Source organism: Pulveribacter suum, assembly GCF_003013695.1.
In the GTDB taxonomy this organism is placed as follows: domain Bacteria; phylum Pseudomonadota; class Gammaproteobacteria; order Burkholderiales; family Burkholderiaceae_C; genus Melaminivora; species Melaminivora suum.
The window spans coordinates 869,501-882,485 of record NZ_CP027792.1; the positions used below are offsets into that span (position 1 = coordinate 869,501).

The 12,985-nt window shown below is 68.8% G+C and carries 11 protein-coding genes; all 11 read left to right on the forward strand.

What is annotated here, in order from left to right:
• Window positions 1-123 precede the first annotated feature (123 nt).
• On the forward strand, window positions 124-1,836 hold the full coding sequence (locus C7H73_RS03980) for an AMP-binding protein (RefSeq protein WP_106845461.1): 1,713 nt from the start codon (window positions 124-126) through the stop codon (window positions 1,834-1,836).
• 182 nt (window positions 1,837-2,018) lie between these two features.
• Complete coding sequence (locus C7H73_RS03985) at window positions 2,019-3,623, forward strand: carboxyl transferase domain-containing protein (RefSeq protein WP_106845462.1); 1,605 nt, start codon at window positions 2,019-2,021, stop codon at window positions 3,621-3,623.
• 13 nt (window positions 3,624-3,636) lie between these two features.
• Entirely contained in the window at window positions 3,637-4,422 is a 786-nt protein-coding gene (locus C7H73_RS03990; RefSeq protein ID WP_106845463.1) for an enoyl-CoA hydratase/isomerase family protein, read from the forward strand.
• A gap of 18 nt (window positions 4,423-4,440) precedes the next feature.
• Window positions 4,441-5,160, forward strand: coding sequence for a DUF4126 domain-containing protein (locus C7H73_RS03995; protein ID WP_106845464.1), 720 nt, complete (start codon window positions 4,441-4,443; stop codon window positions 5,158-5,160).
• 176 nt (window positions 5,161-5,336) lie between these two features.
• Entirely contained in the window at window positions 5,337-7,376 is a 2,040-nt protein-coding gene (locus tag C7H73_RS04005) for an acetyl-CoA carboxylase biotin carboxylase subunit (RefSeq protein ID WP_106845465.1), read from the forward strand.
• Between the two features lie 132 nt (window positions 7,377-7,508).
• Complete coding sequence (locus C7H73_RS04010; RefSeq protein WP_106845466.1) at window positions 7,509-8,429, forward strand: 2-hydroxyacid dehydrogenase; 921 nt, start codon at window positions 7,509-7,511, stop codon at window positions 8,427-8,429.
• A 39-nt stretch (window positions 8,430-8,468) separates the two neighbouring features.
• Window positions 8,469-9,377, forward strand: a complete 909-nt coding sequence (locus C7H73_RS04015; protein ID WP_106845467.1) for a hydroxymethylglutaryl-CoA lyase — start codon at window positions 8,469-8,471, stop codon at window positions 9,375-9,377.
• Window positions 9,378-9,382: 5 nt separating this feature from the next.
• A complete protein-coding gene (locus C7H73_RS04020; protein ID WP_106845468.1) occupies window positions 9,383-9,883 on the forward strand; it encodes a YbaK/EbsC family protein in 501 nt (166 codons plus the stop codon).
• The gene (locus tag C7H73_RS04025) at window positions 9,880-10,143 is read left to right on the forward strand and encodes a DUF1289 domain-containing protein (protein ID WP_106845469.1); all 264 of its coding nucleotides are present in this window, start codon (window positions 9,880-9,882) and stop codon (window positions 10,141-10,143) included. The genes C7H73_RS04020 and C7H73_RS04025 overlap by 4 nt, the downstream gene beginning before the upstream one ends.
• Window positions 10,140-10,787: a DsbA family protein gene (locus tag C7H73_RS04030; RefSeq protein ID WP_106845470.1), complete on the forward strand. Its 648-nt coding sequence runs from the start codon at window positions 10,140-10,142 to the stop codon at window positions 10,785-10,787. Before C7H73_RS04025 ends, C7H73_RS04030 begins: the two co-directional genes overlap by 4 nt.
• Window positions 10,788-11,153: 366 nt before the next feature.
• A complete protein-coding gene (locus tag C7H73_RS04035) occupies window positions 11,154-12,845 on the forward strand; it encodes an MFS transporter (protein ID WP_106845471.1) in 1,692 nt (563 codons plus the stop codon).
• The last annotated feature ends 140 nt before the right edge of the window (window positions 12,846-12,985 follow it).

Consider the following 12,985-nt stretch of genomic DNA (forward strand, 5'->3'; position numbering starts at 1 on the left):
GCAATTATTGCAACCTTGCTGGCCCCATCGGGGGCGGGGCCCGGCGTATCCTGCGCCTTCCGCCCGGTGCGCCAGTTGCAAGCGCTGCGGGCGGGCGCGCGACACCTTCCAAGGAGACAGCCCATGACAGACGGCAGCGCCCCCCTGTCCTACGCCCGCGGCGCCACCGACACGCCGCTGATCGAGCAGACCATCGGCGACTTCTTCGCCGCCATGGCGCGCCGCCAGGGCGTGCGCGAAGCTCTGGTCAGCTGCCACCAGGGCCTGCGCTACACCTACGCCGAGCTGCACCGCGAGGCGCGCCGCCTGGCCAGCGCGCTGCTGGGCCTGGGGCTGCAAAAGGGCGACCGCGTGGGCATTTGGTCGCACAACAATGCCGAGTGGGTGCTGATGCAGCTGGCCACGGCGCAGGTCGGCCTCATTCTGGTCAACATCAACCCGGCGTACCGCGTGGCCGAGCTGGAATATGCGCTGAACAAGGTCGGCTGCAAGGCGCTGGTGACCATGGCGCAGTTCAAGACCAGCGACTACCTTGGGATGCTGCGCGAGCTGGCGCCCGAGCTGGCCCTGTGCCTGCCGGCCAAGCTGGCGGCCAAGCGCCTGCCGGACTTGCGTGCGGTCGTCTGGATCGATGTGGCGGGCGAAGGCGACGATCAGCCCGGCATGCTGCGCTTTTCCGACTTGATGGCGCGCGGTGACCACGATGACGCGCGCATTGACGAGATCGCCGCGCAGCTGACGAACACCGACCCGATCAACATTCAGTTCACCAGCGGCACGACGGGCTTCCCCAAGGGCGCGACGCTGACCCACCGCAACATCCTGAACAACGGCTTTTTCATCGGCGAGTGCATGCAGCTCACGCCCAAGGACCGGCTGTGCATCCCCGTGCCGCTGTACCACTGCTTCGGCATGGTGCTGGGCAACTTGGCGTGCTTCACGCACGGCTCGACCATCGTCTATCCGAACGACGGGTTCGATCCGCTCACGGTGCTGCAGGCGGTGCAGGCCGAGCGCTGCACCGGCCTGCACGGCGTGCCGACCATGTTCATCGCCGAGCTGGACCACCCGCGCTTTGCGGAGTTCGACCTGGGCAGCCTGCGCACCGGCATCATGGCCGGCTCGCCGTGCCCGACCGAGGTGATGAAGCGCGTGGTCAGCGAGATGCACCTGTCGCAGATCACGATTGCCTACGGCATGACCGAGACCAGCCCGGTCAGCTGCCAGAGCAGTACCGACACGCCGCTGGAAAAGCGTGTTTCCACCGTGGGCCAGGTGCAGCCGCACCTGGAGATCAAGATCGTGGACCCGGACACCGGCGCCGTGGTGCCGCGGGGCCAGAGCGGCGAGCTGTGCACGCGCGGCTATTCGGTCATGCACGGCTACTGGGACGATCTGCCTAAGACGCGCGAGGCCATCGACGAGGACGGCTTCATGCACACGGGCGACCTGGCCACCATGGACGAGCAGGGCTACGTGAACATCGTCGGCCGCATCAAGGACATGGTGATCCGCGGCGGCGAGAACCTCTATCCGCGCGAGATCGAGGAATTTTTGTACCGCCACCCGCAGGTGCAGGACGTGCAGGTGGTCGGCGTGCCCGATTCGCGCCTGGGCGAGGAGCTGTGCGCCTGGATCATCGCCAAGCCCGGCGTCCAGCCTGCCGAGCAAGACATCCGCGACTTCTGCAAGGGCCAGATCGCGCACTACAAGGTGCCGCGCTACATCCGCTTCGTCACGGCCTTCCCCATGACCGTCACCGGCAAGATCCAGAAATTCAAGATTCGCGATGCGATGAAGGAAGAGCTGGGGCTGCAAGAGGCGCGCACCGCGTGACCGCCAGTCCGCTCGCCTCTTCGCTCCCTCTCCCTCCTGCGGGAGAGGGCTGGGGTGAGGGCGGTAGCCCGATGATGCGCGTTGCCTGCAACCGCCCCCTCACCCCCACCCTCTCCCCCTCGCGGGGGAGAGGGAGCAGCAGCCGCTCCTGCCGCGCCCCTCTACTCAGCGACTGAAATCCCATGATCCTCGAAACCCAACTCAACCCGCGCTCCGCCGATTTCCAGGCCAATGCCGCTGCCATGCGCGCCGTCGTCGATGACCTGCGCGCCCAGGTCGAGCGCGTGGCGCAAGGCGGCGGCGAGGCCGCCCGTGCCAAGCACCTGGCGCGCGGCAAGCTGCTGCCGCGCGACCGCGTGCAAATGCTGCTCGATCCTGGCACGCCCTTCCTGGAGATCGCGCCGCTGGCTGCGCTGAACATGTATGACAACGCCGCCCCCGGCGCCGGCCTGATCGCCGGCATCGGCCGCGTGGCCGGCACCGACTGCCTGATCGTGTGCAACGACGCCACCGTCAAGGGCGGAACGTACTACCCCATGACGGTGAAAAAGCACCTGCGCGCGCAGGAGATCGCTGAAGCCAACGGCCTGCCGTGCATCTACCTGGTGGACTCGGGCGGCGCCAACCTGCCCAACCAGGACGAGGTCTTCCCCGACCGCGATCACTTCGGCCGCATCTTCTACAACCAGGCCAACATGAGCGCGCAGGGCCTGGCGCAGATCGCCGTGGTCATGGGCTCGTGCACGGCCGGCGGCGCCTATGTGCCGGCGATGAGCGACGAGGCCATCATCGTCAAGAACCAGGGCACGATCTTTCTGGGCGGCCCGCCGCTGGTCAAGGCCGCCACGGGCGAGGTCGTCTCGGCCGAAGACCTGGGCGGCGGCGACGTGCACACCCGCCTGTCCGGCGTGGCCGACCACCTGGCGCAGGACGACCTGCACGCCCTGGCGCTGGCGCGCAAGGCAGTAGGCAATTTGAATAGAAATCGGCCTGCAGCGCCCGTGGATAAAGCGCCAGCAGCTCCTAAATTTGCAGCGGAAGAGCTGTATGGCGTCATCCCCACCGACACGCGCAAGCCTTTCGATGTGCGCGAAATCATTGCCCGCATCGTGGACGGCAGCGAATTCGACGAGTTCAAGGCACGCTTCGGCTCCACGCTGGTCACGGGCTTTGCGCGCATCGAGGGCATGCCCGTGGGCATCATCGCCAACAACGGCATCCTGTTTTCCGAGTCGGCCGTCAAGGGCGCGCACTTCATCGAACTGTGCTGCCAGCGCAAGATCCCGCTGGTGTTCCTGCAGAACATCACCGGCTTCATGGTCGGGCGCAAGTACGAAAACGAAGGCATCGCGCGCCACGGCGCCAAGCTGGTCACCGCTGTGGCGACGGCCAATGTGCCGAAGTTCACCATCATCATTGGCGGATCTTTTGGCGCCGGCAACTACGGCATGTGCGGGCGCGCGTACTCGCCGCGCTTTTTGTGGATGTGGCCGAACGCGCGCATCTCCGTCATGGGCGGCGAGCAGGCCGCCAGCGTGCTGGCCACCGTCAAGCGCGACGGCATCGAGGGCCGGGGCGGGCAGTGGTCTGCCGAGGAAGAAGAGGCCTTCAAGGCGCCCATCCGTCAGCAGTACGAAGACCAGGGCCACCCGTACTATGCCACCGCGCGGCTGTGGGACGACGGCGTGATCGACCCGGCCGACACCCGCCGCATGCTGGCGCTGGGCCTGGCGGCGGCGCGCCACGCGCCGATTCCCGACGTGAAGTTCGGCGTGTTCCGCATGTAAACCGGAGCATTGCATGAGCCACAACCTGTCCATCACGCAGTCCGGCGCCGTTGCGCGCATCACGCTGACCCAGCCCGAGATCCGCAACGCCTTCAGTGACGAGGTGATCGCCGAGCTCACCGCCGCGTTCCAGGAGGTGGGCGCACGCGCCGATGTGCGCGCCATCGTGCTGGCCGCCGAAGGCCCGGCGTTTTGCGCTGGTGCCAATCTCAACTGGATGCGCCGCATGGCCGACTACACGCGGGGCGAGAACTTGGCCGACGCCGCCAAGCTCGCCGAGATGCTACGCGTGATCTACGAGTGCGAGAAGCCGACCGTCGCCCGCGTGCAGGGCGACGTGTATGCCGGCGGCATGGGCCTGGTGGCCGCCTGCGACATGGCGGTGGCCGTCGATACGGCGGGCTTTTGCCTGTCCGAGGTGAAGCTGGGCCTGATCCCCGCCACCATCAGCCCTTATGTCATCCGCGCCATGGGCGCGCGCGCGGCGCACCGCTACTTCCTCACGGCCGAGCGGTTCGATGCGGCCGAGGCGCTGCGCATCGGCTTCGTGCACGAGGCGGTGGCCGCCGACCAGCTGGACGCGCGCGTCGATGCGCTGACCAAGGCCCTGACCAGCGCCAGCCCCAACGCCGTGCGCGCCTGCAAGCGGCTGGTACAGGACGTGGCCGAGCGTGCCATCGACGCGCAGCTCATCGCTGCCACGGTGCAGGGCATCGCCGACATCCGTGCGAGCGACGAGGGCCGCGAGGGGGTGCAGTCATTTTTGCAAAAGCGCAAGCCCGCCTGGGTGGCAGGCTGACGCAGCGGCGCACCGGCCATGGACCAGCTCTGGCTCAGCATCGTGCAGTGGCTCCACACCGTGGGGCTGCATGTGGACGCCGGCACCTCGCGCGCCGTGGCCGAAGGGGCGGCGCGCGCCACGCAGCACATGGACATGCCCAGCCTGTTGGCGCTGGCCGCGGCCCTGGGCTGGGCCAGCGGCTTTCGGCTGTACGCGGTGGTGTTCATCGTGGGCGCCATGGGCGCGGCCGGCTGGCTGGCGCTGCCCGCGGGCCTGGCCGTGCTGACGCACCCGGCCGTGCTGGGCGTGAGCGGCTTCATGCTGCTGGTCGAATTCTTCGCCGACAAGGTGCCCTGGCTGGACAGCGCCTGGGACGCGCTGCACACCGTCATCCGCGTGCCGGCGGGCGTGGCGCTGGCGGCCGGCGTGTTCAGCGCTGACAACGCCACCATGGCCGTGGTCGCCGGCCTGCTGGGGGGGTCGCTCTCGGCCACGGCGCTGGCCACCAAGATGACCACGCGCGCTGCCGTGAACACCTCGCCCGAGCCGTTCTCCAACTGGGGCCTGTCGCTGCTGGAGGACGGCTTGGTCGTCGCCGTGGTCTGGCTGGCCACGCAGCACCCGCTCATGTTCGGCATTGCGCTGGTGCTGATGCTGGCGTTTTCGGTGCTGCTGCTGGTCGTCCTTTTCAAATTCCTGCGCGCCGTGCTGCGGCGCATCTCCTCGCTTTTTTCCAGTTCTGCCAAGGTGGCCTGACATGAAACAACACCCCCCTGAGTCCCTTCGGGCCTTCCCCCCGCTCTCGCAGCGCTGCGCGCTGCGGGCAGGGGGACACAGCCAGCGCGGCGGGACGGCCCTTGCGCGGCTGTCCCCGCGCGGCTCGCGCCAGCTTCATGCCCCATGGGTGGCGCGCAGCGCTGCGGAGGTGGCCCATGTTTGACAAGATCCTGATCGCCAATCGCGGCGAAATCGCCTGCCGGGTTGCAGCCACCGCCCGCCGCATGGGCATCAAGACCGTCGCCGTCTATTCCGACGCCGACGCCCAGGCCAAGCACGTGGCCGCCTGCGACGAAGCCGTGCACATCGGCGCCAGCGCGCCCAAGGACAGCTACCTGCGCTGGGAGCGCATCCTCGACGCTGCCAAGGCCACCGGCGCGCAGGCCATCCACCCCGGCTACGGCTTTCTGTCCGAGAACGAGGACTTCGCCCGCGCGTGCTTTGATGCCGGCCTGGTCTTCATCGGCCCGCCCGCCTCGGCCATCGCCGCCATGGGGCTGAAGGCCGAATCCAAGCGCCTGATGCACAAGGCCGGCGTGCCGCTGGTGCCTGGCTACCAGGGCGAGGACCAGGACCCGCAGCTGCTGCACCGCGAGGCCGACGGCATCGGCTATCCGGTGCTCATCAAGGCCAGCGCTGGCGGCGGTGGCAAGGGCATGCGGCTGGTGGAGAAAAGCGAAGACTTCGCCGCGGCATTGGAGTCTTGCAAGCGCGAGGCGATCAACAGCTTCGGCAACGACGCCGTGCTGGTCGAGAAATACGTGCTGCGCCCGCGCCACATCGAAATCCAGGTCTTCGGCGACACGCAGGGCAACGTGGTCTATCTGTTCGAGCGCGACTGCTCGGTGCAGCGGCGCCACCAGAAGGTGCTGGAAGAAGCTCCCGCGCCGGGCATGCCGCCCGCCTTGCGCCAGCAGATGGGCGAAGCGGCCGTCGCGGCGGCCAAGGCCGTGGGCTACGTGGGCGCCGGCACGGTGGAGTTCATCGTCGAGCAGCCGGGCGGCTACGAGCAGCCGGAAGCCATGAAGTTCTACTTCATGGAGATGAACACCCGGCTGCAGGTGGAGCACCCGGTCACCGAAGCCATCACCGGCGAAGACCTGGTGGAGTGGCAGCTGCGCGTGGCTTTTGGTGAGCCGCTGCCCAAGCGCCAGGACGAGCTGAAGATCATCGGCCACGCCATTGAGGCGCGCATCTGCGCCGAGAACCCGGACAACCAGTTCCTGCCCGCCACCGGCACGCTGCGCGTGTATGCCAAGCCGGGCTGCACTGCCTTCGAACGCGGCACGCCGCGCATGGACGACGGCGTGCGCCAGGGCGACGCCATCAGCCCGTTCTATGACAGCATGATTGCCAAGCTGATCGTGCACGGCGACACGCGCGAGCAGGCGCTGGCGCGGCTCGATGACGCCTTGGCGCAGACCCACATCGTGGGCCTGGCGACCAACGTGCAGTTCCTGCGCCATGTGGTGCGCAGCGACGCCTTCCAGCGCGCCCGGCTCGACACCGCGCTGATCCAGCGCGAGGCCGCCGCGCTGTTCGACCAGGAGCCCGTGGGCCTGCCGCTGGCCGCCGCCGCCGCCGTGGCGGCGCAGCTGGTGCGCGAGCAGGCAGATCAGCAGCCGGGCGATCCGTTCAGCCAGCGCGACGGCTGGCAGATGCTGGCCAGCCAGCGCCGCCGCTTTGCCTTCGACTTCCACGGCCAGCCGGCCGTCGCCTGGCTGACCTACGGCCAGCGCGGCGTGGCGCACCGCCTGGTCGTCGGCGCGGGCCAGGACGGCACCGAAGGCGCGCAAGAGGGCGAACTGGCCTTCACGCCACTGCAGGGCGGCGCGCTGGAGGTGCAGTTCGCCGGCCAGCGCACGCGCGCCAACGTCTATGCGCAGGGCGAGGTGCTGGAGGTGTTCACCCCGCGCGGCGCCACGCGCATCACCACCGTTGACCCGCTGGCGCACGCGGGTGTGGTGGCGGGCGAGGGCGGGCGCCTGACGGCGCCCATGCCCGGCAAGGTGGTGTCCTTCGCCGTGCAGGCGGGCGACAAGGTCACCAAGGGCCAGGCGCTGGCGGTGATGGAGGCCATGAAGATGGAACACACCATCGCTGCGCCGGCGGACGGCGTGGTGGCCGAGCTGCTGTACGCGCCCGGCGACCAGGTGGCCGAAGGGGCGGAGCTGCTCACGCTGGCGGCGGCCTGAGGCCGGCCAGCGCCGTCGGTTGTGGCATGCGTTGCTTCTGTTTCGATAGCTGCTCGCGCTTGATGAGCAACGGTTTGGGGCCATTTTGGCTTCAAGCCGCGCCCGCGCGGCCCGGGTGCTAGGCTCACGCCCATGAAGATCGCCTTTTGCTGCACCGGCACCCGGCCCGAGCCCTGGCTGGAGGGTCTGTCCGCGGCGCTGCCCGCGGCCGAGATCCAGGTCTGGCAGCCCGGCGCGCCGCCGTGTGATTACGCCGTGGTCTGGGCGCCGCCCCAGCAGTTCATCGACGAGCAGCCCCAGCTGCAGGCGCTGCTGAACATCGGCGCCGGCGTGGACGCGCTGCTGCGCCTGTCGCTGCCGCCGGGCCTGGCCGTCGTGCGGCTGGAGGACGCCGGCATGTCGGTGCAGATGGCCGAGTACGTCTGCCACGCGCTGATCCGCCACTTCCGCGAGTTCGATGCATACGAGGACAGCGCGCGACAAGGGCAGTGGAGCTTTCGCAAGCCGCGTGAGCGCAGCGACTTCCCCGTGGGCGTGCTGGGCCTGGGCGTGCTGGGCGAGCGCGTGGCGCGCGCAGTGGGCCACTTCGACTTTCCCGTCAACGGCTGGAGCCGCTCACCGCGCAGCCTGCAGAGCGTGCGCTGCTACAGCGGCCAGGAGGGCCTGCGCGACTTTCTGGCCGCCAGCCGGGTGCTGGTCAACCTGCTGCCCCTCACGCCCGAGACCGAAGGCATCCTGAGCCGCGAGACCCTGGGCGCCTTGCAACCGGGCGGCTATGTCATCAACGTCGCGCGCGGCGCGCACCTGGTCGAGCCGGATCTGCTGGAACTGCTGGACGCAGGCCACCTGGCCGGCGCGACGCTGGACGTGTTCCGCACCGAGCCGCTGCCCGCGCAGCACCCGTTCTGGCAGCACCCGAAGATCACCGTCACGCCGCACACCTCGGCGCGCACGCTGCGCAGCGAGAGCATCGCGCAGATCGCCGGCAAGATCGAGCGCCTGGCGCGCGGCGAGGCCGTGAGCGGCATGGTGGACGTGGCGCGCGGCTACTGAACTGAACGGCAAAGCACTATTTTTGATGGAACTCGAGACATGCAGCTCCCCACCCGCGTGAAGATCATCGACGTAGGCCCGCGCGACGGCCTGCAAAACGAAAAGCAGCCCGTGCCGGCGCAGGTCAAGGTCGAGCTGGTGCAGCGCCTGCAAGGCGCCGGCCTGGCCGAGATCGAGGTCACCAGCTACGTGAGCCCTAAGTGGGTGCCGCAGATGGCCGACAACCACGCCGTCATGCAGGCCCTGCCGCGCCAGGACGGCGTGCGCTACTCGGTGCTGACGCCCAACCTCAAGGGCTACGAGGCGGCGGTGCAGGACCGGCCCGACGAGATCGTCGTCTTCGGCGCCGCCAGCGAAGCCTTCAGCCAGAAGAACATCAACTGCTCGATCGCCGAGAGCATCGTGCGCTTCGCCCCGGTGGTCGAGGCCGCGCGCGCCGCCGGCATCGCCGTGCGCGGGGCCATGAGCTGCACGGTGGGCTGTCCCTACGAGGGCGAGATCGCCCCCGAGCGCGTGGCGTACCTCGCAGGGCTGATGAAGGACATCGGTGTCGAGCGCGTGGACGTGGCCGACACCATCGGCGTGGGCACGCCGCGCAAGGTGCAGCGCGCCATCGAGGCCGCGCTGCAGCACTACGCGCTGGACAGCGTCAGCGGGCATTTTCACGACACCTACGGCCAGGCGCTGGCCAACACCCTGGCGGCGCTGGAGGTGGGGGTGTGGAACTTCCAGTCGTCCGTGGCCGGCCTGGGCGGCTGCCCCTACGCCCGGGGCGCCACCGGCAACGTGGCCACCGAAGACCTGGTCTTCATGCTGCACGGCATGGGGATCGGGACCGGCATCGACCTGGACCAGCTGGTGGACGCGGGCGTGTTCATCAGCGATTTCCTGGGCCGCAAGCCGAATTCGCGCGTCGCCACCGCGCTTTTGAACAAACGGGCCGGCTGAGCGCCATGGCTTCCGATACGCCGACCCTGCCCGAGGGCGTGCAGCGCGTGGCCGCCGTGCTGGCCGCTGCCGGCCACCCGCACGCGCCCCGCATGCTCGATGGCGCCGCGCGCACGGCCCAGCAGGCGGCGGATGCGCTGGGCATCGCGCTGGGCCAGATCGCCAAGAGCATCATCTTTCGGCGCAAGAGCGACGACGCGGCGGTGCTGGTCATCGCCTCGGGCGACCGGCGCGTGGACGAGAAGAAGGTCGCTGCCCTGGTCGGCAAGACCGGCCGCGCAGATGCGGAATTCGTCAAGGCGGCCACGGGCTTTTCCATTGGCGGCGTCTCGCCAGTCGGCCACTGCCGCGCCCCGGTCACGCTGATCGACCGCGAACTGCTGCGTTTTGACGTCATCTGGGCGGCCGCCGGCCATCCGCATGGCGTGTTTCAGCTGCATCCGCAGGACCTGGTGCTGCTGACGGGCGCGCCGCTGGCCGATGTAGTCTGCGCCGATACCATATGAATACTACTGATTTAATAGCTGCTCGCGCTTGCCTGGTAAGCGCTGAAGGCCATTTTGGCTCTGACTGTGAACAACCCGTGCCCTCGCCCTGCGTCTCGGTGTGCCGCATGACGGCCGACCGCAGCCACTGCGAAGGCTGCTTTCGCACCATCGACGAAATCCGCGCCTGGTCGCGCGCCGGCGCGGATGAGCGCCGCGCCATCTGGGCGGCGCTGCTGCAACGCGCGGGCGTGCCGCTGCCACAGGCGCTGCATCCATGAAGCACATCACCTGCTACCTGGACTTCGTCTCGCCCTACGCCTGGCTGGCCTTCGAGCGGCTGCCGCAGGAGCTGGAGGGCATCAGCTGCCACGTCAGCTACCGCCCGGTGCTGCTGGGCGCGCTGCTGCAGCAGCACGGCAACCCCGGCCCGGCGGGCATCGCGCCCAAGCGCGACTGGACGTACCGGCACGTCTCCTGGCTGGGCCACGCCCTGGGCTGCGGCCTGGACATGCCGGCGCGCCACCCCTTCAACCCGCTGCCGCTGCTGCGCCTGGCGCTGGCCTGCAGCGACGACGGCAGCATCAACCGCTACGTGGCCGGCAGCGTGCTGCGCCACGTCTGGCTGGGCGGGCACGACGCGCTGGACCCGCAGCGGCTGCAGGCGCTGGAGCAGGCGCTGGCCGAGCAGCGGCGAGCGGACCCGGACGGCCAGCAGGCCAAGGCCCTGCTGCGTGCCAACACCGACGCCGCTGCCGGGCGCGGGGTCTTCGGCGTGCCGGCGTTCGAGGCGGACGGCCGCCTGTTCTGGGGCCTGGACGGCCTGCCCATGCTGCGCGCCAGCCTGCAGGGCGATGCCTGGTTCCACGGCCCGGCCTGGGAGGCCGCGCCGGCCGTGCCCTCGGGCCTGCCCCCGGCGCGCTGAAGGCGCCGCAGCCGCGGCCCGTGGCCCCGGCGGCCATGCAATCCAACAAGGGTTTGTCCTAGCAGGGGCAAACCCTTGTTTGCTTGGGGCGGGTTAACCCGGGTGTCAGGACCCAGGACAGGGTCTGGGCGCAGTGCCAGGGCTTCATTTTCCGCATGGAGAAAAAAGCGCTGCGGGTTGCCACGGATGCTGTCAGCGCCGCGTAAGCGCCGGCCGCAGAGGCCCTGCCCGCATGTCAGCTTTCGGTCAGATCGGCCATCGATATTCCGCCACCGAGCACTACGGCGCACCTTCGATTCTGTTGCGGCGCGTGTCTGCAGGCATCCCTTTTCGACATTCATTCTTACAACGCAGGAGACCACACGCATGGCTACCCACACCGCACCGCTGGCTGGCAAGCCCGCGCACCGGCCGATGTCGCCGGAAGAGAAGAAGGTGATCTTCGCCTCGTCCCTCGGCACCGTCTTCGAGTGGTACGACTTCTACCTCTACGGCTCCCTGGCGGCCATCATCGCCAAGCAGTTCTTCAGCGGGCTGGATGCGGGCGCGGCCTTCATCTTCGCGCTGCTGGCCTTCGCGGCGGGCTTCCTGGTGCGCCCCTTCGGCGCGCTGGTGTTCGGCCGCCTGGGCGACATGATCGGGCGCAAGTACACCTTCTTGGTGACCATCCTGATCATGGGCGTGTCCACCTTCATCGTCGGCATCCTGCCGTCCTATGCCTCCATCGGCATGGCGGCGCCGGTGATCCTGATCGTGCTGCGCATGCTGCAGGGCCTGGCCCTGGGCGGTGAGTACGGCGGCGCTGCCACCTACGTTGCCGAGCACGCGCCCAACGGCCGCCGCGGTGCCTATACGGCCTGGATCCAGACCACCGCCACGCTGGGCCTGTTCCTGTCGCTGCTGGTCATCCTGGGCACCCGCACCGTGATGGGCGAGGCGGTCTTCAACGACTGGGGCTGGCGCATTCCGTTCCTGGTGTCCATCTTGCTGCTGGGCGTGTCGGTGTGGATCCGCCTGTCGCTGTCTGAGTCGCCTGCCTTCCAGAAGATGAAGGCCGAGGGCAAGACCTCCAAGGCGCCGCTGTCCGAGTCCTTCGGCCAGTGGAAGAACCTGAAGATCGTGATCCTGGCGCTGGTGGGCCTGACGGCCGGCCAGGCCGTGGTCTGGTACACGGGCCAGTTCTATGCGCTGTTCTTCCTGACGCAGCAGCTGAAGGTGGACGCCGTCACGGCCAACCTGATGATCGCCGCGGCCCTCTTGATCGGCACGCCGTTCTTCGTGGTCTTCGGCACCCTGTCGGACAAGATCGGCCGCAAGCCCATCATCATGCTGGGCTGCGTGCTGGCCGTGCTGACCTACTTCCCGGTCTTCAAGGCCCTGACAGAAGCCGCCAACCCTGACCTGGCCCACGCCCAGGCCACTGCCGGCGTGGTCGTCACGGCCGACCCGGCCACCTGCTCCTTCCAGGGCAACCCGGTGGCCCGCGAGGTCGACTTCAAGAGCTCGTGCGACATCGCCAAGCGCTACCTGGTGCAGAACTCGGTGAGCTACGACAACGTGGCCGGCCCCGCAGGCTCGCCCGCCGTGGTCAAGATCGGCGACAAGACCGTGACGGCGCCCACCGGCACCGTGGTCAACCACAAGTTCGACGAGGGCAGTGTCGCCGCCATTGCCGCCTTCAAGAAGGAAATGGCCGAGGACCTGAAGATCGCCGGCTACCCGACCAAGGCCGACCCCGCCAAGATCAACAAGCTGATGGTGCTGGTCATCCTGAGCTACCTGGTGCTTCTGGTGACCATGGTTTACGGCCCCATCGCCGCCATGCTGGTGGAGCTGTTCCCCACCCGCATCCGCTACACCTCCATGAGCCTGCCCTACCATATCGGCAATGGCTGGTTCGGCGGCCTGCTGCCCACCACCTCGTTCGCCCTGGTGGCCTCGGCCGGCAACATGTACAGCGGCCTGTGGTATCCCATCGTCATCGCCGGCATGACGGCCGTGATCGGCACGCTGTTCCTGCCCGAAACCAAGGACGTGGACATTTACGCGGACGACTGAAGGCCGTCACCCCACCCGGGGCGCCCGCCGCGCCCCGGCTGCAACGGGCCCTTGCGGGCCCGTTGGCTTTTGGCAGCGGCCGCGCCAGGGCGACTGTGGCGGCAAAACATCAGGCCAGTGGCCGGCTGGACATTCCAGTG

What these genes read in the sequence shown, in the direction of transcription:
- C7H73_RS03980 (WP_106845461.1), top strand. Translation starts at nt 124, where the DNA reads ATGACAGACGGCAGCGCCCCCCTGTCCTACGCCCGCGGCGCCACCGAC.
- C7H73_RS03985 (WP_106845462.1), top strand. Translation starts at nt 2,019, where the DNA reads ATGATCCTCGAAACCCAACTCAACCCGCGCTCCGCCGATTTCCAGGCC.
- C7H73_RS03990 (WP_106845463.1), top strand. Translation starts at nt 3,637, where the DNA reads ATGAGCCACAACCTGTCCATCACGCAGTCCGGCGCCGTTGCGCGCATC.
- C7H73_RS03995 (WP_106845464.1), top strand. Translation starts at nt 4,441, where the DNA reads ATGGACCAGCTCTGGCTCAGCATCGTGCAGTGGCTCCACACCGTGGGG.
- C7H73_RS04005 (WP_106845465.1), top strand. Translation starts at nt 5,337, where the DNA reads ATGTTTGACAAGATCCTGATCGCCAATCGCGGCGAAATCGCCTGCCGG.
- C7H73_RS04010 (WP_106845466.1), top strand. Translation starts at nt 7,509, where the DNA reads ATGAAGATCGCCTTTTGCTGCACCGGCACCCGGCCCGAGCCCTGGCTG.
- C7H73_RS04015 (WP_106845467.1), top strand. Translation starts at nt 8,469, where the DNA reads ATGCAGCTCCCCACCCGCGTGAAGATCATCGACGTAGGCCCGCGCGAC.
- C7H73_RS04020 (WP_106845468.1), top strand. Translation starts at nt 9,383, where the DNA reads ATGGCTTCCGATACGCCGACCCTGCCCGAGGGCGTGCAGCGCGTGGCC.
- C7H73_RS04025 (WP_106845469.1), top strand. Translation starts at nt 9,880, where the DNA reads ATGAATACTACTGATTTAATAGCTGCTCGCGCTTGCCTGGTAAGCGCT.
- C7H73_RS04030 (WP_106845470.1), top strand. Translation starts at nt 10,140, where the DNA reads ATGAAGCACATCACCTGCTACCTGGACTTCGTCTCGCCCTACGCCTGG.
- C7H73_RS04035 (WP_106845471.1), top strand. Translation starts at nt 11,154, where the DNA reads ATGGCTACCCACACCGCACCGCTGGCTGGCAAGCCCGCGCACCGGCCG.